The following is a 26,149-nucleotide window of genomic DNA, read 5'->3' on the forward strand; positions in this document are numbered from 1 at the left end:
TATCGGGGCGACCCTCCGCCTTGCGATCGCACGCACCAGACGCCGCCAGGCCCGCCCTGCGGGCGGACGACGCTACTTTCGAAACACGCCCTAGGAGCTCTGGTCCGTCCACTCCCCGAGCGGCACGACGTCCTTCAACATTCCACGTACGCCGAGGAATTGGGAGAGGTGCTCGCGGTGCTCGTCGCACGCGAGCCACGTCTTGCGCCGCTCCGGCGTGTGGATCTTCGGGTTGTTCCAGGCGAGCACCCAGACCGCGGCGACGCGGCAGCCCTTGGCGGAACAGATCGGTGTTTCGTCACTCACAGTCGTGTCCCACAACGTTCCGAACAAGGCGACGCCGAGCAGCCACGGGGGGAGCTGCCCGGCGTCGGTCTGTCGCTCCGACGGGGGATGCGGAGCGCGTACGAAGTATGTCACGCGGGACCCGATGACCGGCACCGGAACCACATGATTGATCTGAGCTCTTCTTGAGCTTGGCGGAACGTCGACGGTCAGTTCCGACCGTGCGGAGCGCCGCGCCGCTGGTCGTGCGCACCACCCAGGGGATCTTCCGGGACGGATTCGGCGGGACCGACCGGAGCGGGCGGCGCGAGCATTGGCCGAGAAGGAGCGGGTACGAACGTCGACGGCAGCGAGCGGTTGCTCTCGCGCCCCGCGTTGGCGATCACCACGGAGATGTACGGGAGGAGCACGCCGAGGACCAGCGCGACGACGGCCACATGCCGTTCGACGTTCCACAGCACGGCCGCGGCGACCACGGACAGCGTCCGGACCGACATGGAGATCACATACCGGCGCTGACGCCCGCGCACGTCCTCCGCGAGGCCCTGACGGGCCCCGGTGATCCGGAAGACCTGGCCACCGCTCTGCTTCCGCATCACGTTCCACCACCCTGTCCGCTGCGCCGGACTCACCCCGGAATCTGCCCCGGTCCGGCACCTCCACGGTACGCCTGACCCGCGCTGCTCACGAGAGCGGGGCAGACCTGCGCCCGGCACGCTTCTTCCCGTGTCCCCCCGGATGGGGGCGCCCGACATGCGCCGTACGGCGCACGGACCGACACTGGCGGTAATGCTCACGTAGAGCCGTACAAGGAGGCAGCTATGGGCTGGTTGTGGGCGATCATCGTGGGATTCGTGCTGGGGCTGATTGCCAAGGCGATCCTGCCGGGTAAGCAGCACAGTCCGCTCTGGCTGACCACGGTGTTCGGCATCATCGGAGCGGTCGTGGGCAACTGGCTCGCGACGCAGTTCGGCATCAACGAGACCAAGGGCATCGACTGGGGCCGGCACGCGCTCCAGGTGGCGGCGGCGGTCGTGGTCGTCGGCCTGGGCGACGCGGCCTACAAGATGCTCAAAGGCAACCGGCGAACAGCCTGAGCCCTGCCGCCACGGCGTGCGAGCCGCGTCTTGCGCGGCGAAGGCCCGGCCCCCCCATGCGGGGCGCCGGGCCTTCGCCGTGAGCGCGTGAGCAGCCCCGCGGGCGAGCGGCCCCGGGCGTGATCAGCCCGCCGTCACCTCGACGGCCGCGAGGTTCTTCTTGCCCCGGCGCAGCACGAGCCACCGCCCGTGCAGCAGGTCCTCGCGGGCCGGGACGGCGTCCTCGGCGGCGACCTTGACGTTGTTCACGTAGGCGCCGCCCTCCTTGACCGTGCGGCGGGCGGCGGACTTGCTCGCCACCAGGCCGACCTCGGCGAACAGGTCCACGACCGGGCCGAGCTCGGCGACCCGCACGCGCGGCAGCTCGGAGAGCGCCGCGGCCAGCGTCGCCTCGTCCAGATCGGCCAGCTCGCCCTGGCCGAAGAGCGCCTTGGACGCGGCGATGACCGCGGCGCACTGGTCGGCGCCGTGCACCAGCGTCGTCAGCTCCTCGGCGAGCGCGCGCTGCGCGGCGCGCGCCTGCGGACGCTCCTCGGTCTGCTTCTCGATCTCCTCCAGCTCCGCGCGGGACTTGAAGGACAGGATCCGCATGTACGTCGAGATGTCCCGGTCGTCCACGTTCAGCCAGAACTGGTAGAACGCGTACGGCGTCGTCATCGTCGGGTCGAGCCAGACGGCGCCGCTCTCGGACTTGCCGAACTTGGTGCCGTCGGCCTTGACCATCAGGGGCGTGGCGAGCGCGTGCACGGCCGCGTCCGGCTCCAGGCGGTGGATCAGGTCGATGCCGGCCGTGAGGTTGCCCCACTGGTCGGACCCGCCCTGCTGGAGGGTGCAGCCGTAGCGCCGGTACAACTCCAGGAAGTCCATGCCCTGCAGGAGCTGGTAGCTGAACTCCGTGTAGGAGATGCCCTCCTGCGACTCCAGGCGCCGGGCGACCGAGTCCTTGGTCAGCATCTTGTTCACCCGGAAGTGCTTGCCGATGTCTCGCAGGAACTCGATCGCGGACAGGCCCGCGGTCCAGTCGAGGTTGTTGACCATCGCCGCGGCGTTCTCGCCCTCGAAGGACAGGAACGGCTCGATCTGCGAGCGCAGCCGCGCCACCCAGTTCGCGACCGTCTCCGGGTCGTTCAGGGTGCGCTCGGCGGTCGGCCGCGGGTCGCCGATCTGGCCCGTGGCGCCGCCCACCAGGGCCAGCGGGCGGTGCCCCGCCTGCTGGAGCCGGCGCACGGTGAGGACCTGCACGAGGTGCCCGACGTGCAGGCTCGCCGCGGTGGGGTCGAAGCCGCAATAGAACGTGACGGGACCGTCCGCGAGCGCCTTGCGCAGTGCGTCTTCATCGGTGGACAGGGAGAAAAGTCCCCGCCACTTCAGCTCGTCGACGATGTCCGTCACGGGTCTCGCGTCTCCTCGGGAGTGCTTACAGGGTGCACGGATGTGCAAGGACCGAGGTTATACGCCCTGGCTGACCGAACTCATGTTGAAATCGGGGACGCGCAGCGCGGGCATCGCGGCCCGGGTGAAGTAGTCGCCCCACTCGCGCGGCAGCGTCCGCTCCGTGCGGCCCGCCTCCGAGGCCCGGCCGAGCAGGTCGACCGGCGACTCGTTGAAGCGGAAGTTGTTCACCTCGCCGACGACCTCGCCGTTCTCCACGAGGTAGACGCCGTCCCTGGTCAGGCCCGTGAGCAGCAGCGTCGCCGGGTCGACCTCGCGGATGTACCAGAGGCAGGTGAGCAGCAGCCCGCGCCCGGTCGCGGCGACCATCTCGTCCAGGGAGCGGTCGCCGCCGCCGTCCAGGACGAGGTTGTCGACGGCCGGGGTCACCGGCAGGCCGGTGAGGGCGGCGCTGTGCCGGCTGGTGGCCAGGTGGGCCAGCTCACCCTCGCGGATCCAGTCGGTGGCGCTCAGCGGCAGTCCGTTGTCGAAGACGGAGGCGTCCCCGCCGGAGGAGTGCGCGAGCACGAACGGCGCCGACTCCAGGCCGGGCTCGTGCGGATCGCTGCGCAGCGTCAGCGGCAGCCGGGCGAGCCGCTCGCCGAGGCGGGTGGCGCCGCCCGGCCTGGCGAAGACCGTGCGGCCCTCGGCGGCGTCCCGGGCCGAGGACGACCAGAACTGGTAGATCAGCAGATCCGCGACGGCGGTCGGCGGCAGCAGCGTCTCGTACCGCCCGGCGGGCAGCTCGACGCGCCGCCGTGCCCAGGCGAGGCGCCGCTCCAGCTCCGCGTCGAGCACGGTCGGGTCGACGTCCTTGAAGTCCCGGGTGGCCCGTCCCGCCCACGCGCTCTTGGTGCGGTCCGGCGACTTGGCGTTCAGTTCGAGGGTGCCGTTGGGCTGGTCGTGGCGCAGGCGCAGCCCCGTGGAGGTGCCGAGGTAGCTGGAGACGTACTCGTGGTTGGCGAAGCCGTACAGCTCGCGGCCGCCCGCGCGGGCCCGGGCGAAGGCCTCGCCGAGCGCGGGGGCGAAGTCCGCGAAGACCGCCGAGGTGGTCTCGACGGGGGCGTCGGTGAAGTCGGGCGACGCGGCGACGCCGGTCACCAGCGGCCGCGCGTCCTCCGCGGGGCCGGCCGAGCGGGCGGCCGCCTCGGCGGCGCGCACCAGCGGCTCCAGGTCGTCGGCGGTGACGGCGGAGCGGGAGACGACGCCGGAGGCGGTGCCCTCCTTGCCGTCGACGGTGGCGATGACGGTCAGGGTGCGGCCGCGGGTGACGCCGTTGGTGGTCAGGGCGTTGCCCGCCCAGCGCAGGTTCGCCGTCGACTCCTCGTCGGCGATCACCACGCAGCCGTCGGCGGTGGACAGGTCGAGGGCGCGCTCGACGATCTCGTGCGGTTTGGCGGTGCGCGGGCTCATCGACCGGCCTCCTGCGTGGTGTTCAGAATGTTCACGCCCCGGAACAGGGCGGACGGGCAGCCGTGCGAGACCGCGGCGACCTGGCCCGGCTGGGCCTTGCCGCAGTTGAAGGCGCCACCGAGTACGTACGTCTGCGGACCGCCGACGGCGGCCATGGAGCCCCAGAAGTCGGTGGTCGTCGCCTGGTAGGCGACGTCGCGGAGCTGTCCCGCGAGCCGCCCGTTCTCGATCTTGTAGAAGCGCTGACCGGTGAACTGGAAGTTGTACCGCTGCATGTCGATCGACCACGACCGGTCACCGACCACGTAGATGCCCCGGTCCACGCCCGCGATCAGGTCCTCGGTGGAGAGCCCGCCGGGATCCGGCCGGAGCGACACGTTCGCCATGCGCTGCACCGGCACATGGCCGGGGGAGTCGGCGTACGCGCAGCCGTTGGAGCGCTCGAAGCCGGTGAGCCGCGCGATGCGCCGGTCCAGCTGGTAGCCGACCAGCGTGCCGTCCTTGACCAGGTCCCAGGACTGCGCGGCCACGCCCTCGTCGTCGTACCCGATGGTGGCGAGCCCGTGCTCGGCGGTCCGGTCACCCGTCACGTTCATCAGCGAGGAGCCGTAGGCGAGCTTGCCGAGCTGGTCGAAGGTGGCGAACGAGGTACCCGCGTACGCCGCCTCGTAGCCGAGCGCGCGGTCCAGCTCGGTGGCGTGGCCGATGGACTCGTGGATCGTCAGCCAGAGGTTCGACGGATCGACGACGAGGTCGTACGAGCCCGCCCGCACGCTCGGCGCCCGCATCTTTTCGGCCAATTGCTCGGGCAGCCTCGCCAGCTCGCCCGCCCAGTCCCAGCCGGTCCCGGTGAGGTACTCCCAGCCCCGGCCGACCGGCGGCGCGAGCGTGCGCATCGAGTCGAACTCGCCGCTCGTCGCGTCCACGGCGACCGCCGTCAGCTCCGGGTGCAGCCGCACCCGCTGCTGGGTGGTCACGGTGCCCGCCGTGTCCGCGTAGAACTTGTTCTCGTGCACGGTGACCAGCGAGGCGTCGACGTGCGCGACCCCGTCGGCGGCCAATAGCTGCGTGCTCCACTGGGCGAGCAGCCCGGACTTCTCCTCGTCCGGGACCGTGAAGGGGTCGATCTCGTACGACGACACCCAGGTGCGGTCGGCGTGCACGGGCTCGTCCGCGAGCTCCACGCGCTCGTCGGAGCCGGCCGCCCCGATCACCCGCGCCGACAGCTTCGCCATGGCCACGGCCTGCGAGGCCACCTTCGCCGCCGCGTCCATCGTCAGGTCGACGCCCGAGGCGAAACCCCAGGTGCCCCCGTGCACCACCCGGACCGCGTACCCCAGGTCCGTGGTGTCCGAGGAGCCGGACGGCTTGGCGTCGCGCAGCCGCCAGGACGCGCTGCGCACCCGCTCCAGGCGGAAGTCCGCGTGGTCGGCGCCGAGCGCCCGCGCGCGGGCGAGCGCGGCGTCGGCGAGAGCCCTCAGCGGCAGCGCCGTGAAGGCTTCATCGATGGTATGAGGCACGGGTGTCTCCCTGCTGTCGGCACCGGTCGGCTCCGATCATGTCGCGCCCGACGGCCCCGCGGCCAGAGTTTTCTGTAGGGACCCGACAGGGAGTCCTCCGAGCCACTGTCGGTCGCCGATTCTCCGTATCGCGGAAGGTACCGATAGGTTTTCGAGGTACCAGACCGCTATCGAAAGGGTGATCCGTTGAGCCGCTCGGTTCTCGTCACCGGAGGAAACCGGGGCATCGGCCTCGCCATCGCCCGCGCCTTCGCCGACGCCGGCGACAAGGTCGCGATCACCTACCGCTCGGGTGAGCCGCCGCGGGTCCTGACCGACGCCGGGGTACTCGCCGTCAAGTGCGACATCACCGACGCCGAGCAGGTGGAGCAGGCCTACAAGGAGATCGAGGACAAGCACGGGAACGTGGAGGTGCTGGTCGCCAACGCCGGCATCACCAAGGACCAGCTCCTGATGCGCATGTCCGAGGAGGACTTCACCTCCGTCCTCGACACCAACCTCACCGGCACCTTCCGCGTCGTCAAGCGCGCCAACCGCGGCATGCTGCGCGCCAGGAAGGGCCGCGTCGTCCTGATCTCCTCGGTCGTGGGCCTCATGGGCGGGCCCGGGCAGGCCAACTACGCCGCCTCCAAGGCGGGTCTGGTCGGCTTCGCGCGCTCCCTCGCCCGCGAGCTCGGGTCGCGCAACCTCACTTTCAACGTCGTCGCACCCGGTTTTGTCGACACCGACATGACCAAGGTGCTGACGGACGAGCAGCGCGAGGGCATCGTCTCTCAGGTGCCGCTCGGCCGTTACGCGCGCCCCGAGGAGATCGCCGCCGCGGTGAAGTTCCTCGCGTCCGACGACGCCTCGTACATCACTGGAGCCGTCATCCCCGTTGACGGCGGATTGGGCATGGGTCACTGATCACATGAGCGGAATTCTCGACGGCAAGCGCATCCTCATCACGGGTGTGCTGATGGAGTCCTCCATCGCCTTCCACGCGGCCAAGGTCGCCCAGGAGCAGGGCGCCGAGGTCATTCTCACCGCCTTCCCGCGGCCCACGCTCACCGAGCGCATCGCCAAGAAGCTCCCCAAGCCCGCCAAGGTCATCGAGCTGGACGTGACCAACCAGGAGCACCTGGACCGCCTGGAGGGCCTCGTCCGCGAGGAGCTCGGCGGCCTGGACGGCGTCGTGCACTCCATCGGCTTCGCCCCGCAGGGCGCCTTCAACTTCCTGGAGGCCACCTTCGAGGACGTCGCCACGGCGATGCACGTCTCGGCGTACTCCCTGAAGTCGCTCACCATGGCCTGCCGCCCGCTGTTCGGCGACAGCGCCTCGGTGGTCGGCCTCACCTTCGACGCGCAGTACGCGTGGCCGAAGTACGACTGGATGGGCCCGGCCAAGGCCGCCCTGGAGGCCACCAGCCGCTACCTCGCCCGTGACCTGGGCAAGGAGAACATCCGCTGCAACCTCATCTCCGCGGGCCCGATCGGCTCCATGGCGGCCAAGTCCATCCCGGGCTTCGCCGACCTCGCGGACGTGTGGAACAGCCGCTCCCCGCTGGAGTGGGACATGGCCGACCCGGAGCCCGCGGGCCGCGGCATCGTCGCCCTGCTCTCGGACTTCTTCCCGAAGACCACCGGCGAGATCGTCCACGTCGACGGCGGCGTCCACATGATGGGTGCCTGACCCGGCATCTCCTACGCCGACGACGCCCCGTCCCCGCACCGCGCGGGAGGCGGGGCGTCACCCGTTCGGCCCCCGTGCCGGGCGGCGCCGGGGCAGTGCCGCGCACCCTGGAGTGTGCGTCTCTCCGGTGCGGTGCTCGCCGCTCTCGCCCTGTTGGCCGCCGCGCCGCCGTCCGGCGCCGCGCCCCTCGGCGAGGCCGGTCAAAACGGCCCGCACGCGCGCGTGGAGCCACGAAAACCCCGGCCCTTCGGCGCGGAGTGCCGCACCGGCGTCGCCGGTGCCGCGGTGGTCGCGTACTGCCACAACCCCTACCCCGAGACCGACCGGGTCCGCCTGCACGTGGAGTGCGACCGGTGGTGGGACATCGACGTCGACACGGCCGGGGTCGAGGCGGGTCCGGCCCAGACCGTGCGCCTGACCGGACGGTGCTGGAAAGAGGTCCGCGCGGCCTGGGTCAGTCACCAGAAGTGACGGGCCGGCACATGAACGGGTAACCCGCCGCCTCCGTGGCCGCGGCTTCCGTGTCCCGCGCGCGGATCGCCTCGACGAGCCGGGCGTGGTCCATGTGCGACTCGGGCGTGAGCTTCGTGCCGACGTCCTCGCGCAGCCAGTCGCGCATCACCTCGCCGAGGTCCGCGTAGAGCGCCATCATCACGTCGTTGTGCGACGCGGCGACCACGGCCATGTGGAACGACGCGTCGGCCGTCACGAAGGTCTCCGCGTCCCCCGAGGCCCAGGCCTCCTCGCGGCGCGCCAGGAGGGCGTCGAGCTGCTTGAGGTCCCGTGCGGTGCGGCGCTCCGCGGCGAGCCTGGCCGCACTCGACTCCAGCGTGCTGCGCAGCTCGGCGACGTGCCGCGGGTCCGCGTCGGCGAACCTGCGGTGCATCACGCCCGCCAGTTCGCTGGTGGCGAGGACGAAGGTGCCCGAGCCCTGGCGGATGTCGAGCAGGCCGTTGTGCGCGAGGGCGCGCACGGCCTCCCGGACGGTGTTCCTGGCCACGCCCAGCTGCTCGACCAGTTCCGGCTCGGTGGGGATGCGGGAGCCGACCGGCCACTCGCCCGAGGAGATCTGGTTGCGCAGCTCGGCGATGACCTGCTCGGACAGGGCCGAACGGCGCGCGGTGGTCAGCGGCATGACATTACCTTCCCAAACGGATTGGACAGCCAATCATCCTATGATTCTATGATGGGGCCATGGCTAGTGAGGAAACCACCACGATGACACCGACGGCGCCCCCCTCCCCGCGTACCGGACCGGCGGCGAAACAAGCCTCCACGCGCGCGTGGACGACGCGCCTGGTCGTCGTCGGCATCGTCCTCGCGGCCCTCAACCTCCGCCCGGCCATCACCAGCCTCGGCGCCCTCCTCGAAGAGGTCCGCGACGGCCTCGGCATGAGCGGCACCCTCGCCGGACTGCTCACCTCCGTGCCGCCCCTGTGCTTCGCCGTCTTCGGAGTGATGGCGCCCCGCCTCGCCCGGCGCTTCGGCGCCGGCGCGGTGGTCTGCGTCGGCATGGCCGCGATCGCCGCCGGCCTGGTGATACGCCCCTTCCTCGGCGGCACCGCCGGCTTCCTCGCCGCCACCGCGCTCGCCCTCATGGGCATCGCGGTCAGCAACGTCCTGATGCCGGTCATCGTCAAGCGCTGGTTCCCCGACCGGGTCGGCTCCATGACCGGCCTGTACTCGATGGCGCTCGCGCTCGGCACCTCCCTCGCCGCCGCCCTCACCGTCCCGATGACCGACGCGCTCGGCGGGCACTGGCAGAGCGGGCTCGCTCTCTGGGCGGTGCTCGCCGTCGTCGCCGTCGTGCCGTGGATCCCGCTCGTCAGCCGGGACCGGGCCGCCACCGCCGCCGCCCCGGAGCACGTCAGCCCCGACGTGCGCCGGCAGGACGAGGGGCTGCGCATCACCCGCAGCCGCACCGCCTGGGCGCTCGCCGTCTTCTTCGGACTCCAGGCCACGGCCGCGTACGTCACGATGGGCTGGATGCCGCAGATCTTCCGTGACGCGGGCGTCCCCGCCGGCGAGGCGGGCGTGCTCCTCGCCGTCACGATGGCCATGGGCGTGCCGCTGGCGTTCGTCATCCCGAGGGTCGCCACGCGGCTGACCAACCAGGGCCCCGTCGTGATCGTCCTCGGCGCCTGCGGTCTCGCCGGATACGCGGGCCTCTACCTCGCACCCGCGGGCGGCGCCTGGGCGTGGGCCCTGCTGCTCGGCATCTCCAACTGCGCCTTCCCGCTCGCCCTCACGATGGTCGGCATGCGGGCCAAGAGCAGCGTCGGCGTGGCCAAGCTGTCCGCCTTCGCGCAGAGCACCGGCTACCTGATCTCGATCCCCGGACCGCTCCTGGTGGGCGTCCTCTACCAGCACAGCGGCGGCTGGGGCCTGCCGATCGCCCTGATGGCGGGCCTGATGGTGCCCCAGATCGTCGTCGGCACCCTCGCGGGCCGCAACCGCACGGTCGAGGACGAGGTGGCGGCCAGGGCCGACCGGGCGGCGGCCGAGGCGGCCTGACCCCACCGACCGGGGCAGGGGGCGAGGGTGGGAGACTGGCGTCATGCCCGTCCTCGACCCGAACCCCCAGAACGGCCAGAAGAAGCTGCTCATCGTGCTCGGCGCGATGCTGGCCATCACCGTGATCATCGGCATCATCGCCGCCATCGCCTCACCGTGACCTGAGGCCGTCCGCAGCGGGATGGTGGGGCTGGCCCCCCTATCCCCTAGGGGGCCAGTGTCAGGGTCAAGTGGGTGGAACACCGGATGGGCCAAGGGCCGCCGATCGCCTAGTTTCGAGTTGTGCCCGCGACGACGGGGCATCGACCACTCGAAGACACGGAGGCGGTATGTCGGCCCGTACGCACACCCGGTGCGACCCCGCGGAGTCGGGGAGCATCGAGATCCAGCTCCCCTGGTGGGGGATCGCCCTGCCCGCCATCGCCTTCGCGACCCTGCTCCTGCTGATCCTGAACCCCACCGACGCCCACGCCGCGAGCAGCGAACCGGTCGTCACGAGCCTCCTCGAGCGCATCCAGGCGATAGCCCTGCGCGCGACCGCGTGAGCCCCGCTCCGCCGCCTCCCTCACCCGCCTCGGCCGACCGCTCCAACTACCTGCGCCCTGTGGCGCGTTTCATGCGAAGCTGGGACGCATGAGCGTCGCAGAATCCCGCAGGATCGTCCTCTTCCGGCATGCGAAGGCCGACTGGCCCGATGTCTCCGACCACGAGCGGCCGCTCGCTGATCGAGGCCGCAGGGACGCCCCCGTCGCCGGACGCAAGCTGGCCGACAGCGGCATCCCCCTCGACCTGGCCCTCTGCTCGACCGCGGTCCGCACCCGCGAGACGTGGAAGCTCGCCGTCTCGGAGCTGCCGCAGCGGCCGAGGACCGTCTACGAGGACCGGTTGTACGAGGCCTCGCCCGGTGAGCTGATCGCCGTGCTCAACGAAACCCCGGACGAGGTGCGCAACATCGTCCTGATCGGTCACAACCCCAGCATCCACGGCCTGGCCGACGTCCTCGCCGGGGACGCCGAGGGCGATGTCAGGGAGCGGCTGAACCGCCGGGGCTTCCCGACCGCCACCTTCGCCGTCCTGACGTACTCCGGATCCTGGAAGGCACTGGAACCGGGCGTGGCCACCCTCGTCGACTACTGGGCGCCGTCCGAGTGACCCACCCCTCCACCGTTACGACGACGGGGCCCCGCCTGTAGGGCGCGGGGCCCCGTCGTGCGAGGGACGCGCGGGAGGGGAAAGGACGGGAGGGCGGAGCCGAGCCGGCCCCGGCCGTCAGTCGCTGTGGGTCTCCGCGGCCTCGACCTCTTCGCGGGTGATCCCGAGGAGATAGAGGACGGTGTCCAGGAAGGGCACGTTCACCGCGGTGTGCGCGGCCTCGCGGACCACGGGCTTGGCGTTGAAGGCGACCCCGAGGCCGGCCGCGTTCAGCATGTCCAGGTCGTTCGCACCGTCGCCGATCGCCACGGTCTGCTCCAGCGGGACCCCGGCCTCCTGAGCGAAGCGGCGCAGCAGCCGCGCCTTGCCCGCCCGGTCGACGATCTCGCCGGTCACCTTGCCGGTCAGCTTGCCGTCGACGATCTCCAGCGTGTTGGCCTGGGCGAAGTCGAGGCCGAGACGTTCCTTCAGATCGTCGGTGACCTGGGTGAAACCGCCCGAGACGACGCCCACTTGGTACCCGAGGCGCTTGAGGGTGCGGATGAGGGTGCGGGCCCCCGGGGTCAGCCGGACCTCGGAGCGGACCTTGTCGACCACCGAGGCGTCCAGACCCGCGAGCAGTGCCACGCGCGCGTGCAGCGACTGCTCGAAGTCCAGCTCGCCGCGCATCGCGGCGGACGTCACCTCGGCGACCTCGTCCTCGCACCCGGCGTGCGCGGCGAACAGCTCGATGACCTCGTCCTGGATGAGCGTCGAGTCGACGTCCATCACGACCAGGCGCTGCGCGCGGCGGTGCAGGCCCGCCGCGACCACCGCGACGTCCACGCCGAGCTTCGCGGCCGCTATGGCGAGGGCGGTGCGCAACCGCTCGGTCTCGGTGCCGGACACCGCGAACTCGACGGCCGTGACCGGGTACTTGGCGAGCCGGAAGATACGGTCGATGTTGCCGCCGGTCCCCGTGATGCTGGCGGCGATCGCCGCGGTCGACTCCGAGGTCAGCGGGTGGCCGAGCACGGTCACGAGCGAGCGGCCGAGGCCGCGCGGCCGGTTGTCGCCGATGCCCGAGATGATCTCGGCCTGCATCTTCATGGACTCCGCCCAGCTGTGGACGGTGGCCCGCAGGTCACCCTCCATACCGGCGGGCGGCACGGTCACCAGCGCGCACAGCACTATCCGGCCGCGCGTGACGACCTGCTCGATGTCGACGACGTCGAGGGAGTAGGCGGCGAGGGTGTCGAAGAGGCCGGCGGTGAGGCCGGGGCGGTCCTTGCCGAAGATCTTGACGAGAAGCGTCGGGACGTCGGCGGACTGAGGGGGCTGCGAAGCACTCATGGTGCTGCCTACGGTATCCGTCCACCTCCCGGGGGCGCCCGGCGGTCCGCTTCCCGGACACCGGCTGTTCGCCTCCCGCTCGCTTCGCGACGTTTGCCCGTGGTGCCGGGTATCGAGGGAAGAGGAAGAGGCGGATGTCAGCGGGGTCTGCGGGGCGGAGGCGGCCAGCCGCGTGAGCGCGGGCGGGGCCGGGGCGGTGGCAGGAGGGGGCCCGACACGGTGGGCGCGCCGGAGACGTCCCCCGGGGGGCCGTAGATAGGGGTTCGTATCCGGGTTCGGCGGCCGCTGCGGGGCGCTGGGCCGGTACGGGCCCGCCGCCGGGGAGGCGGGGTCCAGGGCTTCGGCTGGTGCCGGTGCCGAAGGCCTCGCCGTCGACCGTCACGACGTCGTGCCCCACCCAGGCGAGCCCCGCGGGCATCGCCAGGAAGAGGGAAGAAGTGGGCGAGGAGCAGCGCGCCCACCAGACTCACCCCAAGTGGCGCGATATCGACCGCCGTGGTCGCCTCGGCCCCGTCCAGGCCGAACACCGAGACATCGGCGGACGGCGTGAGGGAACCTCCCGCACCGAGCGCCACCGTCGCGGCCGCCTCGCTATCACGGTGCACATTCCGCACTCGATACATACGCTTTCACGCATCTCGTACGTGTAATGGCCGTGATGGGCGCTTACTACTCTCCGGGGCGTTTTCTGCTCCGTCAACGGGGCAACCCCAAAGGCCGGTACGCAGTCTTCACAAGGCCCGACTTTCGGTCAGAGGCCTCCTCCTGAAATAGTTCCTCCCGATGTTCGACATCCCTAGACTCCCCACATGGGGGCTAGCTCGGGGGACAACTCAGTGGGGCATGGAGTGCCGGAACTCGTACTGGAATTGAATGGAAGGTCCTGGACGCTCGATTCGTCCAGGCCATACACCCTCGGACGCGATCCGCAGGGAGACATCGCGCTCGACGACGCCAGGGTGTCCTGGCGTCACGCCACGATCAGCTGGAGCGGGCGCAGTTGGGTCATCGAGGACCACGGCAGCACCAATGGCACCTTCGTGCAGGGCCAGCGGATCCATCAGCAGGAGATCGGCCCCGGCTCGGCGGTCCACCTCGGCAACGCGACCGACGGCCCGCGGCTGAATCTGTCCGGTGCCGCCACGGCCGCGGCCGTCTCCGCACCGCAGCACCAAGCAGCCGCGCCGCAGCACGCCCAGCACGCCCAGCACGCGCCCGCGCCGCAGCACGCCCAGCAGCAGGCCCCGTACCAGCCGCAGCAGCAGGCCTGGCAGCAGCACCAGCAACAACAGCCCCAAGCGCACCAGCCGCCCCAGGCACACCAGCCGCCACAGCACCCGCATGTGCCGCAGCAGCAGGGCGCCCCGGCCGGCCAGTACGCGCAGAAGACCCCCGGTTCCGGCGGTGCCGCGGGGGCGCCGCCGGTGCACGGCGACCGCAGCCCGACGACGTTCCACCAGCTGGCCCTCGGCCGCAAGATGCGCATCGGCCGCGCCCTGGAGAACGAGCTGGTCGTCTCCGACCTCCAGGTCTCGCGCCACCACGCCGAGTTCACCGCGACGCCCGACGGCCGCTTCGAGCTGCACGACCTCGGCTCGCACAACGGCACGTACGTCAACGGTCAGCCGATCGCGAAGTCCTCGACGGTGTCGATCGGCCCGAACGACATCGTCGGCGTCGGTCACTCGACGTTCCGCCTGGTCGGCGGGCAGCTCGAGGAGTTCGTAGACACCGGTGACGTCTCCTTCTCGGCCCGCCACCTCACGGTCACCGTCGACGGCGGCAAGCAGATCCTCAAGGACGTCTCCTTCGGCGTCCCGGAGAAGTCGCTCATCGCGGTCATCGGCCCCTCCGGTTCCGGAAAGTCCACCCTGCTCAAGGCGCTCACCGGCTACCGGCCCGCCAACCAGGGCGACGTGCTCTACGACAACCGCAACCTCTACAAGCAGTTCGCCGAGCTGCGCCAGCGCATCGGTCTGGTCCCGCAGGACGACATCCTGCACAAGGAGCTGACCGTCAAGAAGGCCCTGAAGTACGCGGCCAAGCTGCGCTTCCCGGCCGACACCACGGAGGCCGAGCGCGACGCCCGCATCGGCGAGGTGCTGCGCGAGCTGAAGCTGGACATCCACAAGGAGAAGAAGGTCACCTCCCTCTCCGGTGGCCAGCGCAAGCGCGTGTCGGTGGCGCTGGAGCTGCTGACCAAGCCGTCGCTGATCTTCCTGGACGAGCCGACCTCCGGCCTCGACCCGGGCATGGACCGCGACGTCATGCAGCTGCTGCGCGGCCTCGCCGACGACGGCCGCACGGTCCTCGTCGTGACGCACTCGGTCGCCGAGCTGGCGATCTGCGACAAGCTCCTGGTGATGGCGCCGGGCGGCTCGGTGGCGTACTTCGGCCCGCCGGAGGAAGCCCTCAACTTCTTCGGCTACAGCACCTGGGCGGATGTCTTCTCCGCCTTCGAGAACTACCGCGACTACGACTGGGCGGGCCGCTGGAAGGGCTCGCAGCACTACCAGATGTACGCCGCGGACATCGACGCCGTCGCCGCCCAGTCCGTACCGATGCCGCCCCCGCAGGCGGTCAAGCCGCCCAAGCCGCAGGGCTGGGGCTCGCAGCTGTGGACCCTGATCCGCCGCTACACCTCGGTGATCGCCTCCGACAAGGGCTTCATGGGCCTGATGGTGATCCTGCCCGCGGTCCTCGGCGTCGTCAGCGTCGTCATCCCGGCCGACTTCGGCCTCGCCCCGCCCAAGCCGCCGTCCAAGTTCAACGGCGACGCCGGAACGATCATGCTGATCCTCGCGGTCGGCATGTGCTTCTCGGGCGCGGCCAACTCCGTACGTGAGCTGATCAAGGAACGGGTCATCTACGAACGGGAACGGGCCACCGGCCTCTCCCGCTCGGCGTACCTGATGTCCAAGGTCATCGTCCTCGGCGTCATCACTGCCATCCAGGGCGTCATCATCTGCGCCATCGGCTTCGCCCCGCGCGAGCTGCCCGAAGAGGGCCTGATCATGCCGCCGGCCGCCGAGATCTGCCTGACGATCATCGCGCTCGGCTTCACCTCGATGATGTTCGGCCTGGTCATCTCCTCCCTGGTGAAGACGGCCGAGAAGACCATGCCACTGCTGGTCATGTTCGCGATCGTGCAGGTCGTCTTCACCGGCGTCCTCTTCCAGGTCTACGGCTCGCCCGGCCTGGAGCAGTTCGCCTGGCTGATGCCGTCCCGCTGGGCCATCGCCGGCGCGGGCGCCACCCTGGACCTCGCGCACCTGATGCCGCCGTGGGACGCGAAGAACCCCAACGACCTGGACCCCCTGTGGGAGCACTCGGTCGGACAGTGGGGCATCAACCTCACGGTGCTGCTCGCGCTCGGCGTCATCTGCGGCTTCGCGGTCGCCCGCCTGCTGCGCCGCCACGAGCCGGAGGTCATGCGCAAGTAAGCGCGCACGTACGGACGACACGCCCGTACGCACGACGAGGGCGGCACCCCGCACGGGGTGCCGCCCTTCGGCGTCGCTGAACCTCGCCTTCGGCTGAAGAGGTCCGTTGATCAGGCGATCAAGGCTCAGTAGGCGCTGTTCACGTTGTCCATCGAGCCGTACCGGTCGGCCGCGTAGTTGGCCGCGGCCGTGATGTTGGCGACGGGGTCGTAGATGTTCGTCGAGGTGCCCTCGACGTGGTACGCGTCGAACGTCGGCTTGATGACCTGGAGCAGGCCGATCGAGGGGGTGCCGTTGATCGCGTTGATGTCCCAGCCGTTGATGGCGTTCGGGTTGCCCGAGGACTCGCGGAGGATGTTGCGGTGCAGGCCCTCGTAGGAGCCGGGGATGCCCTTGGCCCGCATGATGTCCAGGGACTGGCGGATCCAGCCGTCGAGGTTGTTGGCGTAGACCGGCTTGCGGGCGGCCGCGCGGCTCGCGGCCTCCTTGGCCTTGCGCTCGTCCTCGGCCCGCTTCCTGGCGGCGGCCTCGTCGGCGGCCTTCTTGTCGGCAGCCGCCTTCGCGGCGGCGTCCCTGGCCTGCTTGTCGGCGTTCGACTGCTGCTTGGAGACGCTGGCGTGGACCGTCTTCTGCGCGCCGGCGGAGACGGCGAAGGCGACGGGGGAGACGTCGGCGGCCTGGGCCCCGGCCTCGGAGTTGCCCGGCACGAGCGAGAAGGCGAGGGCGGCGGCGCCGAGCGCGGCGACTCCGGCGATCGAGAACTTCTGGGTCCTGGTCACGTTGTCGCGACTGAGACCAGGGGTGACGGGCTTGGACATGGGTAAGGGACCTCTTCGGGTAGCGGAGGTCGCTCTACACCGGTGGGGGACAGTTGCTGCTCCGGCACAAACGCCGCGGTGCGAGGACCGCGGCGTCGAGCGACGGGAGCAATTCTTAGCGGCAGCAAAATTCTGTGGCAAAGCAGTGACGTACGACCCGGCATAGTGGATCAGGGGGTACGCACCGCACCCGCATGACCCCGCTCGCCTTTCCCCATATGGGTTTCCTCATCAACTAGGAACCTTCGTACGTGACGTTCGCCCTATGCCCGGGCTCACATCGGGCACGTAACAGTCTCACCATGCGTTGCCCCAGCAATGCGCTCGGTGAGGGTCGGCCGCTGGTCCTAGGCCTCGCGGCCCACCAGGGGGCCACCACAGGGCGGATACGCACAGTCACACCCCGCCGGTACGGTGTCGCCATGAGTCAAGGACCCCGATCCGGCCTGGACGCGGTGAGCGCCGCGCTGCTCGCCATGAGCAGGCACCTGGAGGTGCGCGACGTCCTCAAGACGATCGTCGCCTCCGCCCGCGAGCTGCTCGACGCCGAGTACGCCGCGCTCGGGGTCCCCGACGACCACGGCGGCTTCGCCCAGTTCGTCGTCGACGGCGTCAGCGACGAGCAGTGGAAGGCCATCGGCCCGCTGCCCAGGCAGCACGGCATCCTCGCGGCGATGCTCCGGCGGGCCGAGCCCGAGCGCCTCGCCGACGTCCGCGAGGACCCCCGCTTCGAGGGCTGGCCCGCCGCCCACCCGGACATGTCCGACTTCCTCGGCCTCCCCATTCGCTACGGCGACGAGACGCTCGGCGCGCTCTTCCTCGCCAACAAGAAGTGCCCCAAGCCCCAGGGCGGCTGCGGCTTCACCGCGCAGGACGAGGAGCTGCTGTCCCTCCTGGCCCAGCACGCCGCGATCGCCCTCACCAACGCCCGCCTCTACGAGCGCAGCCGCGAGCTGACCATCGCCGAGGAGCGCTCACGCCTCGCCCACGAACTGCACGACGCCGTGAGCCAGAAACTCTTCTCGCTGCGCCTGACGGCCCAGGCCGCCGCCGCCCTGGTCGACCGGGACCCCTCCCGCGCCAAGGGCGAACTGCACCAGGTCGCAGCCCTCGCCGCCGAGGCCGCGGACGAGCTGCGCGCCGCCGTCGTCGAGCTGCGCCCCGCCGCCCTGGACGAGGACGGCCTGGTGGCCACCTTGCGCACGCACGTCCAGGTGCTGCACCGCGCCCACTCCGCACAGGTCACCTTCGAGAGCAACGGCGTACGGGCGCTGCCCGCCTCCCAGGAGGAAGCCCTGCTCCGCGTCGCCCAGGAGGCCCTGCACAACGCCCTGCGCCACTCCGGGGCCGAGCGGGTCACCGTGTCCCTCGGCAAGCGGGGCGCGGGAGCCGTCCTGCGCGTCACCGACGACGGCAGGGGCTTCGACCCGATGGCGATACGGCGCGCGGGGCGCCACCTGGGTCTGGTCTCCATGCGCGACCGGGCGAGCGGGGTCGGCGGACGGCTGACCGTGGAATCGGAGCCCGGCAAGGGCACGACGATCGAGATGGAGGTCCCCGGTGGCTGACGCCGAGCACGACGCGAGGACGAGGATCCGGGTCCTGCTGGTCGACGACCACCAGGTGGTCCGCCGCGGCCTGCGGACGTTCCTGGAGGTCCAGGACGACATCGAGGTCGTCGGCGAGGCCTCCGACGGCGCCGAGGGCGTCGCGCGAACCGAGGAACTGAAGCCCGACGTGGTCCTGATGGACGTCAAGATGCCCGGCATGGACGGCGTCGAGGCACTGCGCAAGCTGCGCGAGCTGGCCAACCCCGCGCGCGTCCTCATCGTCACCAGCTTCACCGAGCAGCGCACGGTCGTCCCGGCCCTGCGCGCGGGCGCCGCCGGCTACGTCTACAAGGACGTCGACCCGGACGCCCTCGCCGGCGCCATCCGCTCGGTGCACGCGGGACACGTCCTGCTCCAGCCCGAGGTGGCCGGGGCGCTGCTCTCCCAGGAGGAGGCGGGCGGCGGCCACGGCCGGGGCGGCTCGCTGACCGAGCGCGAGCGCGAGGTCCTCGGCCTGATCGCCGACGGCCGCTCCAACCGCGAGATCGCCCGCGCCCTCGTCCTCTCGGAGAAGACGGTCAAGACGCACGTCTCGAACATCCTGATGAAGCTGGACCTCGCCGACCGCACCCAGGCCGCGCTCTGGGCCGTACGCCACGGTGTGACCGACTGATCCCCGCGCGCCCCGGGACTGGCGCCGGGCGCGAGGCGTCGCGCTCCGGACTGAGATTCATACCGTCGTGTATATGTCCCCCATTTGGCGCAACCCCCGGGGCGCCCGGGCGTTCTCCAGTGCGTGCTGCGGCGGCCGGCCGCAGCTTCCGCTCCGGAGGATCGCGCAGTGCAGAACCCGAACAAGGCCGCCGACGCCCGCGGGAACACCGTCACCGTCATCGGCGCCCTGAACCCGACGTTCGGGAACGTCCGCGCGAACCTCTGATCGAGCCCCGCACCCCGGCCCCGCCGCAGGGGCCGCCCATGTCAGCAGGAGGAGCACCACCCATGAACAGCATCGCCAAGAAGGCCGCCCTCGCCGTCGTCACCGCCGGACTCGCCGCGGGTGCCTCCGCCGGAGCCGCGTCCGCCGCCTCCGACGCCGGCGCCCACGGTGCCGCGACGAACTCGCCGGGCGTCGCCTCCGGCAACCTCGTGCAGGTCCCGGTCGACGTCCCGGTCAACATCACCGGCAACAGCGTCGACGTGATCGGCGTGCTCAACCCCGCCTTCGGAAACGCCTCGGTCAACCACTGAGCACCGCTCCGGAACGGCTGCCACGCCGGACGGAGCACCGCTCCGGAACAGAAGGCCCCGCGGCTTCCTCGGCCCGCGGGGCCTTCCCGCGCGCCAGGACCGGCCCCCAAAGGGCACCCCTCAGCGCCGCTCCCGCTCCTCCACATAGGCGTTGTACGCGGCCACCTGCGCCCGCCGCGCCGTTCGCTCCACCGGCCGCAGCGCCTGCCCCCGCGCGGCCATCTCCGAGGCGCTCACGGCCCCGCCGTGCCCGTTGTCGTACGCCAGGGAGATCAGCAGTCCGACCCGCTGCGCCAGCTCGAGCACCCGGACCGCACGCGGCGGATACCCGGGGGCCAGCAGCTCGCGCCCCCGCTCGGCCCGCGCCCGGTACGCGTCGAGCGCCGCCTCGGCCACCGGCCCGGACCCCGCCACGTCGAGCCGGGACAGCACCCGCGTGGCGTCCCGCAGCGCCTCCGCCAGCTCGCGCTCCGCCTCCCCGAGCGAGGGCACGTCCGCCGGGGGCGCCTCCCGCACCGGCAGGCAGTGCCAGCGGACCTCCACGTGCACGTCTCCCTCGGGCCCCGCCTCGTACACCTCGGGCACCAGCCCATGGGGCGCGCCGAACGCGACCACGGCCTCCTGCGCCTCCAGGGCCCGCGCGTTGAACTCGGGCGGCCCGCTCAGCCCGAGCGGATGCCCGGGCGCGGGCAGCGCCACCCGAAAACCCGTCACCCCGAGCGAGCGCAACCGCCCCATCGCGAGCGTCAGACCCACGGGGCCCGACTCCCCGGGAAGTCCTTCGACCCGGTGCACCGCGTCCTCGCCGACCATCGCGAGCACCGCGTCATCCGGGGAAACAAGTCCGGCCAACAGGGCATTTCCCCATGCGGCCAGGCGTCCTGAGCGTGGTTCCGAGAGCATGCGCACAGCCTAAGGACCGGGCTCGCGACAGGAACGCCCGACCGGTGGCGTAGGTTTTATCCGGGGACCGCGTCCACCGACGCGAGCGACGACCGAGACTGCAATGGGAGACAGCGCGCTCATGAGCGATGTACTGGAGCTTGAGGACGTATCTGTGGTCCGAGAGGGCCGGGCTCTGGTGGACCAGGTCTCCTGGTCGGTCAAGGAAGGGGAGCGCTGGGTCATCCTCGGCCCGAACGGCGCGGGCAAGACCACCCTCCTCAACGTCGCGTCCAGCTACCTCTTCCCGTCCACCGGCACCGCCACCATCCTCGGCGAGACCCTCGGCAAGCCCGGCACCGACGTCTTCGAGCTCCGCCCCCGCATCGGCGTCGCCGGCATGGCCATGGCGGACAAGCTGCCCAAGCGCCAGACCGTCCTGCAGACGGTGCTCACCGCCGCGTACGGCATGACCGCCGGCTGGCGCGAGCAGTACGAGGACGTCGACGAGCTGCGCGCCCGCGCCTTCCTCGACCGCCTCGGCATGAGCGACTACCTGGAGCGCAGGTTCGGCACGCTCTCCGAGGGCGAGCGCAAGCGCACCCTGATCGCCCGCGCCCTGATGACCGACCCCGAGCTGCTCCTCCTCGACGAGCCCGCCGCCGGCCTCGACCTCGGCGGCCGCGAGGACCTCGTACGCCGCCTCGGCCGCCTCGCCCGCGACCCCATCGCCCCCTCGATGATCATGGTCACGCACCACGTCGAGGAGATCGCCCCCGGCTTCACGCACGTCCTGCTGATCCGCCAGGGCAAGGTCCTCGCCGCGGGCCCGCTGGAGCTGGAGCTCACCTCCCGCAACCTCTCCCTCTGCTTCGGACTCCCGCTCGTCGTCGAACAGCGCAACGACCGCTGGACCGCCACGGGCCTGCCGATGTCCTGAAGGGGCGCGTCCGGACCGACTGACCGCGCCCTGTCCCGGAAGCGACCCCCGGTCCTACGATGACCACGTGGACATCGACGCATGGGTGTGGTGGCTGATCGGCGCCGCCGCGCTCGGAATCCCGCTCGTACTGACCGCGATGCCCGAGCTGGGCATGCTCGCCGCGGGCGCCGTCGCGGCCTCCGTGGCCGCGAGCCTCGGCGCGGGCACCGTCCTCCAGGTGGTCGTCTTCGCCGCGGTCTCGGTCGCGCTCATCGCCGTCGTACGCCCCATCGCGACCCGGCACCGAGCCCAGCGGCCCGAACTGGCCACCGGCATCGACGCGTTGAGGGGCAGGTCGGCCGTCGTCCTGGAACGGGTCGACGGCTCCGGCGGCCGCATCAAGCTCGCGGGCGAGATCTGGTCGGCGCGCTCGCTCGACGCGGACCGCGCCTACGAGGCCGGCCAAGAAGTGGACGTCGTCGAGATCGACGGAGCGACGGCCATCGTCCTGTGAATGCCCCACGGGCCGTGCGGCGGTCTGACAGACTCGACCAGCAAGATCTTTGAGAACCCGCGGGGCTCCGTGCCGCGCGGGCACACACCGAGGCATGAAGGGTACGGGGAGCCACGATGGAACCAATCATCATCGTCCTGATCATTCTGGTGGTGCTGGTCTTCATCGCCCTGATCAAGACCATCCAGGTCATCCCACAGGCCAGCGCCGCCATCGTCGAGCGCTTCGGCCGCTACACACGCACGCTGAACGCGGGCCTGAACATCGTCGTCCCGTTCATCGACTCGATCCGCAACCGCATCGACCTGCGTGAACAGGTCGTCCCCTTCCCGCCCCAGCCGGTGATCACCCAGGACAACCTGGTGGTCAACATCGACACCGTCATCTACTACCAGGTGACCGACGCGCGGGCCGCGACCTACGAAGTCGCCAGCTACATCCAGGCGATCGAGCAGCTCACCGTCACCACCCTGCGCAACATCATCGGCGGCATGGACCTGGAGCGGACCCTGACCTCCCGCGAGGAGATCAACGCGGCCCTGCGCGGCGTCCTCGACGAGGCCACCGGCAAGTGGGGCATCCGCGTCAACCGCGTCGAGCTGAAGGCGATCGAGCCGCCGACCTCCATCCAGGACTCGATGGAGAAGCAGATGCGCGCCGACCGCGACAAGCGCGCCGCGATCCTCCAGGCCGAAGGTGTCCGGCAGTCGGAGATCCTGCGCGCCGAGGGCGAGAAGCAGTCCGCGATCCTGCGCGCCGAGGGTGAGGCCAAGGCCGCGGCCCTGCGCGCCGAGGGCGAGGCCCAGGCGATCCGTACGGTCTTCGAGTCCATCCACGCCGGCGACCCGGACCAGAAGCTGCTCTCCTACCAGTACCTCCAGATGCTCCCCAAGATCGCCGAGGGTGACGCGAACAAGCTCTGGATCGTGCCCAGCGAGATCGGCGACGCCCTCAAGGGCCTCGGCGGTGCCCTCGGCAACTTCGGCCCCATGGGCGGCGGTTCAGGCGGCTCGTCCGGCAAGGAGCGCCGCGAACAGCCGCCGATCGACTAGAGCCCTCCGCAGGCAGCGCCCCGAAAGGGGCGCGGGGAAGTGCGCGTCCAGCCCAGGACAACCCGCAGACAGAGTCAGGCCCCTAAGCCGCCGGCTGCGCCAACCACTCCGGCAACGAAGCCAGGTCCTCCCGCCCCAGCGACAAGAGCATCGCCCCCGCGGGAGTCGGCTCGAACGGCTGGCGCAGCAACGGCATCCCGGCCTCCTCGGGCGTCCGGTTCGCCTTGCGGTGATTGTCCGGCGCACACGAAGCCACCGTGTTCAGCCAGGAGTCGGCGCCGCCCTGCGAGCGCGGCACGACGTGGTCCACCGTCGTGGCCCGTCTGCCGCAGTACGCGCACCGGTGCTGGTCCCGGACGAGGACCCCTCGCCTCGACCACGGTGCCTGTCTTCGGAACGGCACCCGGACGTATCTGCAGAGCCTGATCACCCGGGGCACCGGTATCTCCACCGCCGCCGCGCGCACACGGAGCCCGGGGTGGGCCTGTTCCACCACGGCCTTGTCCTGGAGCACCAGGACGACGGCCCGGTTGAGCGTCACCGTCGAGAGCGGCTCGAAGCTCGCGTTCAGCACCAGAGTGTCCCGCATCAACCTGCCCACCTCCCGTATGCACCGGCCCACCGCCTGGCGGGCTTGGATCAACTCTGAACGGGCACGCCGAGATGGACAACGCAATAAAAAATGCCCGCCTCTGATCACTTCCATGACCAGAGGCGGGCAAACAATCGGTGAACGGTCAGTTCTCCGCGGGGGCGCCGTATTCGCCGATGAGCTGCGCACGCGCGAGCGTGTGGAACCGCAGGTTGAAGCCGACGACCGCGGGCGAGGCGTCCGAATCGGGACCCAGCTTCTCCTGGTCCACCGCGTACACGGTGAACACATAACGGTGCGCGGGGTCCCCGGGCGGCGGCGCCGCACCGCCGAACTCCTTCGCCCCGTAGTCGTTGCGCACCTGCACCGCGCCCTCGGGCAGTCCCTCGAACTTGCCGCTGCCGGCACCGGCCGGCAGTTCGGTGACCGAGGCCGGGATGTCGAACACGCTCCAGTGCCAGAACCCGCTGCCCGTGGGGGCGTCCGGGTCGAAGCACGTCACGGCGAAGCTCTTCGTCCCGGCCGGGAAACCCTCCCAGCGCAAGTGCGGCGAGGTGTCGCCGCCCGACTGGACCTGAGCGTCCTTGAGAGTCGCCCCCGGCTCGATGTCCTCGCTCACGACCGTGAACGACGGCACGGGAGGGTGGAAGTCGTGGGGAAGCGGTGGCCTCTTCGGCTCGGTCACGTGAGCACCTCCTGGTCGATTGCTGTGCGTTTCGAGCCTAGAACCAGTTGCGCTTGCTGCCGACCTGGGACAGCCACTCGTTCAGGTACGCCGCCCAGTCCGTGCCCTGGAAGTCGTTCAGCCCGACCTGGAAGGACCGGAACGAGTCGCTGCCCTCGCTGAACAGACCGGGCTTCTTGTCCATCTCCAGGACGACGTCCATCTCCCGGTCGTCCGCGACGAAGCTCAGCTCGACCTGGTTCAGCCCGCGGTACTGCTGCGGCGGGTAGAACTCGATCTCCTGGTAGAACGGCAGCTTCTGCCGCGTGCCGCGGATGTGACCGCGCTCCATGTCGGCGCTCTTGAAGCGGAAGCCCAGCTGGATGAAGGCGTCCAGGATGGCCTGCTGCGCCGGCAGCGGGTGCACGTTGATGGGGTCCAGGTCGCCGGAGTCCACGGCGCGCGCAATCTCCAGCTCGGTGGTCACACCGATGTTCATGCCGCGCAGCTGCTGCCCGTCGATGCTCGTGACCGGGGTCTCCCAGGGGATCTCCAGACCGAACGGCACCGCGTGCACCTCGCCCGCCAGGAGCGTGAAGGCACCGCCGAGCCGCATCTTGGTGAACTCGATGTCCTGCTTGGTCTCCTGGTCGTTGCCCTCGACCTCGACCCTGGCCTGCAGACCGACGGAGAGCCCCTCGATCTGCTGGTCCACCGATCCACCCTGGATCCGCACCTCGCCCTGGACCACGCCGCCCGGGACCACGTTGACCTCGGTCAGCACGGTCTCGACGGAGGCACCGCCGGCCCCCAGACTCGCGAGCAGCTTCTTGAACCCCATGACACTCCTCCCCAGGCCGCCGCCTGTGGCTCGTCCCGACTATCGACTTGAACCTTCGACCGGTACCAACGCGAGGAGACCCCGCCCGGTTCCGCGTCAACACCCCCGACGCCCCCACAACCGGGCACCCACGGACGCCCGGAGCAAACGGACGGAGGTGTACTACGCTCGAAAGGCATGATCGCGAGCCCTGACCGTACGCCCCTGAGCCGAGACTTCTTCGACCGCCCCGTCCTGGAGGTCGCGCCCGACCTCCTGGGGCGCGTCCTGGTGCGCCACTCGGACGACGGACCGATCGAGCTGCGCCTGACCGAGGTCGAGGCCTACGCCGGTGAGGTCGACCCCGGTTCCCACGCCTACCGCGGCCGCACGCCCCGCAACGACGTCATGTTCGGCCCGCCCGGACATGTGTACGTCTACTTCACCTACGGCATGTGGCACTGCATGAACCTCGTGTGCGGCCCGGAGGGGATGGCGAGCGCGGTCCTGCTGCGCGCCGGCGAGATCACCGCGGGCGCCGAACTGGCCCGCAACCGTCGACTCTCGGCCCGCAACGACAAGGAACTGGCCAAAGGCCCGGCCCGACTGGCCACGGCTCTTGACGTGGACCGGAGCCTCGACGGCGCGGACCTCTTCGGTGGCCCCGACAGCCCCTTCTCGATCCTGGCGGGCACCCCGGTGGACGCCGACCAGGTCAGCGAGGGTCCCCGCACCGGAGTAGGGGGAGAGGGGGCCGGGCACCCGTGGCGCTTCTGGACGGCCAACGACCCTACGGTCAGCCCCTATCGGGCCCACGCGCCCCGCCGCCGCCGAACTTGACGCGGCCCGGGGGTCTCCGTAATGTAGTCCGAGCCGCTTGAGCCGGTCACGGCAATCTGCCGGGAGCTGGAAGCGGCCAACCACTACCTACGACTTCCCCCAGCGGGGGCCTATTTTGCGTGCTCGCATGCCGAAATTCGAACCCGCGGAACTCGATTATGAGTTGCGGAGGGAATCCGCTAACGTAGTGAACACGCCGAAAGGCAAAGGCCCTCCAACGGCCACCGGAAATGAAATCCGAACCGGAAACGGAACGGAAAACGGATCTGGTAAGGTTGGAAACACGAAATACCGAAGGGAAGCGCCCGGAGGAAAGCCCCAGAGAATGTTCTGCGGGTGAGTACAAAGGAAGCGTCCGTTCCTTGAGAACTCAACAGCGTGCCAA

The 26,149-nt window shown here is 70.7% G+C and carries 29 protein-coding genes and 1 pseudogene; 17 read left to right on the forward strand and 13 right to left on the reverse strand.

Features of this window, described 5'->3' with window-relative positions; all coding sequences use genetic code 11:
* Nucleotides 1-90 precede the first annotated feature (90 nt).
* Nucleotides 91-306, reverse strand: coding sequence for a hypothetical protein (locus ABZ385_RS32590; RefSeq protein WP_358914135.1), 216 nt, complete (start codon nt 304-306; stop codon nt 91-93).
* Nucleotides 307-494: 188 nt separating this feature from the next.
* Complete coding sequence (locus ABZ385_RS32595) at nt 495-881, reverse strand: DUF3099 domain-containing protein (protein WP_358585852.1); 387 nt, start codon at nt 879-881, stop codon at nt 495-497.
* Nucleotides 882-1,106: 225 nt separating this feature from the next.
* Here ABZ385_RS32595 and ABZ385_RS32600 point away from each other — a divergent pair, with 225 nt between their 5' ends.
* Nucleotides 1,107-1,382 carry a GlsB/YeaQ/YmgE family stress response membrane protein gene (locus ABZ385_RS32600; RefSeq protein ID WP_358585854.1) on the forward strand — a complete coding sequence of 92 codons (276 nt, stop codon included), beginning with the start codon at nt 1,107-1,109 and terminating at the stop codon, nt 1,380-1,382.
* A 123-nt stretch (nt 1,383-1,505) separates the two neighbouring features.
* On the opposite strand, the gene tyrS is transcribed toward ABZ385_RS32600, so the two are convergent.
* Genes tyrS through ABZ385_RS32615 form a run of 3 tightly spaced genes read right to left on the reverse strand, consistent with a single transcriptional unit; the run spans nt 1,506 to nt 5,746 of the window.
* Nucleotides 1,506-2,774, reverse strand: a complete 1,269-nt coding sequence (tyrS, locus tag ABZ385_RS32605) for a tyrosine--tRNA ligase (protein WP_358914136.1) — start codon at nt 2,772-2,774, stop codon at nt 1,506-1,508.
* A gap of 57 nt (nt 2,775-2,831) precedes the next feature.
* Nucleotides 2,832-4,226, reverse strand: coding sequence for a metallopeptidase TldD-related protein (locus ABZ385_RS32610; protein ID WP_358914137.1), 1,395 nt, complete (start codon nt 4,224-4,226; stop codon nt 2,832-2,834).
* A complete protein-coding gene (locus tag ABZ385_RS32615) occupies nt 4,223-5,746 on the reverse strand; it encodes a TldD/PmbA family protein (RefSeq protein WP_358914138.1) in 1,524 nt (507 codons plus the stop codon). Before ABZ385_RS32615 ends, ABZ385_RS32610 begins: the two co-directional genes overlap by 4 nt.
* Before the next feature lie 186 nt (nt 5,747-5,932).
* Here ABZ385_RS32615 and fabG point away from each other — a divergent pair, with 186 nt between their 5' ends.
* From fabG to ABZ385_RS32630, 3 genes are all read left to right on the forward strand, one after another.
* Nucleotides 5,933-6,652: a 3-oxoacyl-[acyl-carrier-protein] reductase gene (gene fabG / locus ABZ385_RS32620; protein WP_358585862.1), complete on the forward strand. Its 720-nt coding sequence runs from the start codon at nt 5,933-5,935 to the stop codon at nt 6,650-6,652.
* A 4-nt stretch (nt 6,653-6,656) separates the two neighbouring features.
* Entirely contained in the window at nt 6,657-7,418 is a 762-nt protein-coding gene (gene fabI, locus ABZ385_RS32625; protein WP_358585864.1) for an enoyl-ACP reductase FabI, read from the forward strand.
* Nucleotides 7,419-7,568: 150 nt separating this feature from the next.
* Nucleotides 7,569-7,889 (forward strand): hypothetical protein, encoded by a 321-nt coding sequence (locus tag ABZ385_RS32630; RefSeq protein ID WP_358585898.1) that lies wholly within the window; start codon nt 7,569-7,571, stop codon nt 7,887-7,889.
* Here ABZ385_RS32630 and ABZ385_RS32635 read toward each other — a convergent pair.
* Nucleotides 7,873-8,553 carry a FadR/GntR family transcriptional regulator gene (locus ABZ385_RS32635; RefSeq protein WP_358585866.1) on the reverse strand — a complete coding sequence of 227 codons (681 nt, stop codon included), beginning with the start codon at nt 8,551-8,553 and terminating at the stop codon, nt 7,873-7,875. The two genes, ABZ385_RS32630 and ABZ385_RS32635, sit on opposite strands and share 17 nt — an antisense overlap.
* An 83-nt stretch (nt 8,554-8,636) precedes the next feature.
* Between ABZ385_RS32635 and ABZ385_RS32640 the strand changes: the two genes are divergently transcribed.
* The 4 genes from ABZ385_RS32640 (at nt 8,637) to ABZ385_RS32655 (ending at nt 11,084) form a co-directional block, all read left to right on the forward strand.
* Nucleotides 8,637-9,932 carry an MFS transporter gene (locus ABZ385_RS32640; RefSeq protein WP_358698861.1) on the forward strand — a complete coding sequence of 432 codons (1,296 nt, stop codon included), beginning with the start codon at nt 8,637-8,639 and terminating at the stop codon, nt 9,930-9,932.
* A gap of 43 nt (nt 9,933-9,975) precedes the next feature.
* Nucleotides 9,976-10,092 carry an SGM_5486 family transporter-associated protein gene (locus ABZ385_RS32645; RefSeq protein ID WP_358585867.1) on the forward strand — a complete coding sequence of 39 codons (117 nt, stop codon included), beginning with the start codon at nt 9,976-9,978 and terminating at the stop codon, nt 10,090-10,092.
* A gap of 169 nt (nt 10,093-10,261) precedes the next feature.
* On the forward strand, nt 10,262-10,477 hold the full coding sequence (locus tag ABZ385_RS32650; protein ID WP_358914139.1) for a hypothetical protein: 216 nt from the start codon (nt 10,262-10,264) through the stop codon (nt 10,475-10,477).
* Between the two features lie 88 nt (nt 10,478-10,565).
* Nucleotides 10,566-11,084 carry a histidine phosphatase family protein gene (locus ABZ385_RS32655; protein ID WP_358585871.1) on the forward strand — a complete coding sequence of 173 codons (519 nt, stop codon included), beginning with the start codon at nt 10,566-10,568 and terminating at the stop codon, nt 11,082-11,084.
* A 117-nt stretch (nt 11,085-11,201) separates the two neighbouring features.
* Here the strand turns inward: ABZ385_RS32655 and serB are convergent, their stop codons facing one another.
* Nucleotides 11,202-12,416: a phosphoserine phosphatase SerB gene (gene serB, locus ABZ385_RS32660; RefSeq protein ID WP_358698856.1), complete on the reverse strand. Its 1,215-nt coding sequence runs from the start codon at nt 12,414-12,416 to the stop codon at nt 11,202-11,204.
* A 355-nt stretch (nt 12,417-12,771) separates the two neighbouring features.
* Nucleotides 12,772-13,000: pseudogene (locus ABZ385_RS32665) on the reverse strand (hypothetical protein); the annotation flags it as partial.
* Nucleotides 13,001-13,225: 225 nt separating this feature from the next.
* Between ABZ385_RS32665 and ABZ385_RS32670 the strand changes: the two are divergent.
* Nucleotides 13,226-15,859: an FHA domain-containing protein gene (locus tag ABZ385_RS32670; RefSeq protein WP_358914140.1), complete on the forward strand. Its 2,634-nt coding sequence runs from the start codon at nt 13,226-13,228 to the stop codon at nt 15,857-15,859.
* Nucleotides 15,860-15,984: 125 nt separating this feature from the next.
* On the opposite strand, the gene ABZ385_RS32675 is transcribed toward ABZ385_RS32670, so the two are convergent.
* Nucleotides 15,985-16,677 (reverse strand): transglycosylase SLT domain-containing protein, encoded by a 693-nt coding sequence (locus tag ABZ385_RS32675; protein ID WP_358697212.1) that lies wholly within the window; start codon nt 16,675-16,677, stop codon nt 15,985-15,987.
* A gap of 422 nt (nt 16,678-17,099) precedes the next feature.
* On the opposite strand from ABZ385_RS32675, the gene ABZ385_RS32680 reads away from it, so the two are divergent.
* The 4 genes from ABZ385_RS32680 to ABZ385_RS32695 all read left to right on the forward strand — a co-directional run bounded on the left by ABZ385_RS32680 (nt 17,100) and on the right by ABZ385_RS32695 (nt 19,478).
* Nucleotides 17,100-18,245, forward strand: a complete 1,146-nt coding sequence (locus ABZ385_RS32680; protein ID WP_358697211.1) for a GAF domain-containing sensor histidine kinase — start codon at nt 17,100-17,102, stop codon at nt 18,243-18,245.
* Nucleotides 18,238-18,900, forward strand: a complete 663-nt coding sequence (locus tag ABZ385_RS32685) for a response regulator transcription factor (RefSeq protein ID WP_358585881.1) — start codon at nt 18,238-18,240, stop codon at nt 18,898-18,900. Before ABZ385_RS32680 ends, ABZ385_RS32685 begins: the two co-directional genes overlap by 8 nt.
* 168 nt (nt 18,901-19,068) lie before the next feature.
* Nucleotides 19,069-19,167 carry a chaplin family protein gene (locus tag ABZ385_RS32690; RefSeq protein WP_358914141.1) on the forward strand — a complete coding sequence of 33 codons (99 nt, stop codon included), beginning with the start codon at nt 19,069-19,071 and terminating at the stop codon, nt 19,165-19,167.
* Nucleotides 19,168-19,229: 62 nt separating this feature from the next.
* Nucleotides 19,230-19,478: a chaplin gene (locus ABZ385_RS32695; protein WP_358585882.1), complete on the forward strand. Its 249-nt coding sequence runs from the start codon at nt 19,230-19,232 to the stop codon at nt 19,476-19,478.
* A gap of 120 nt (nt 19,479-19,598) precedes the next feature.
* Here the strand turns inward: ABZ385_RS32695 and ABZ385_RS32700 are convergent, their stop codons facing one another.
* A complete protein-coding gene (locus tag ABZ385_RS32700) occupies nt 19,599-20,381 on the reverse strand; it encodes a hypothetical protein (RefSeq protein WP_358585884.1) in 783 nt (260 codons plus the stop codon).
* A gap of 121 nt (nt 20,382-20,502) precedes the next feature.
* On the opposite strand from ABZ385_RS32700, the gene ABZ385_RS32705 reads away from it, so the two are divergent.
* The 3 genes from ABZ385_RS32705 (at nt 20,503) to ABZ385_RS32715 (ending at nt 22,848) form a co-directional block, all read left to right on the forward strand.
* Nucleotides 20,503-21,300, forward strand: coding sequence for an ABC transporter ATP-binding protein (locus ABZ385_RS32705; protein WP_358585886.1), 798 nt, complete (start codon nt 20,503-20,505; stop codon nt 21,298-21,300).
* A 67-nt stretch (nt 21,301-21,367) separates the two neighbouring features.
* A complete protein-coding gene (locus tag ABZ385_RS32710) occupies nt 21,368-21,796 on the forward strand; it encodes an NfeD family protein (protein WP_358585888.1) in 429 nt (142 codons plus the stop codon).
* Nucleotides 21,797-21,912: 116 nt separating this feature from the next.
* Nucleotides 21,913-22,848 (forward strand): SPFH domain-containing protein, encoded by a 936-nt coding sequence (locus ABZ385_RS32715; RefSeq protein ID WP_358585889.1) that lies wholly within the window; start codon nt 21,913-21,915, stop codon nt 22,846-22,848.
* Between the two features lie 82 nt (nt 22,849-22,930).
* Here the strand turns inward: ABZ385_RS32715 and ABZ385_RS32720 are convergent, their stop codons facing one another.
* The 3 genes from ABZ385_RS32720 to ABZ385_RS32730 form a co-directional block, all read right to left on the reverse strand.
* Nucleotides 22,931-23,437, reverse strand: coding sequence for an HNH endonuclease (locus ABZ385_RS32720; protein ID WP_358585891.1), 507 nt, complete (start codon nt 23,435-23,437; stop codon nt 22,931-22,933).
* A gap of 148 nt (nt 23,438-23,585) precedes the next feature.
* The gene (locus tag ABZ385_RS32725; protein WP_358585893.1) at nt 23,586-24,125 is read right to left on the reverse strand and encodes a YbhB/YbcL family Raf kinase inhibitor-like protein; all 540 of its coding nucleotides are present in this window, start codon (nt 24,123-24,125) and stop codon (nt 23,586-23,588) included.
* Nucleotides 24,126-24,162: 37 nt separating this feature from the next.
* Nucleotides 24,163-24,945: a sporulation protein gene (locus tag ABZ385_RS32730; protein WP_358585895.1), complete on the reverse strand. Its 783-nt coding sequence runs from the start codon at nt 24,943-24,945 to the stop codon at nt 24,163-24,165.
* A gap of 177 nt (nt 24,946-25,122) precedes the next feature.
* On the opposite strand from ABZ385_RS32730, the gene ABZ385_RS32735 reads away from it, so the two are divergent.
* Nucleotides 25,123-25,764: a DNA-3-methyladenine glycosylase gene (locus ABZ385_RS32735; RefSeq protein WP_358914142.1), complete on the forward strand. Its 642-nt coding sequence runs from the start codon at nt 25,123-25,125 to the stop codon at nt 25,762-25,764.
* The last annotated feature ends 385 nt before the right edge of the window (nt 25,765-26,149 follow it).

This window comes from Streptomyces sp. NPDC005898 (assembly GCF_040629635.1).
GTDB lineage: Bacteria > Actinomycetota > Actinomycetes > Streptomycetales > Streptomycetaceae > Streptomyces.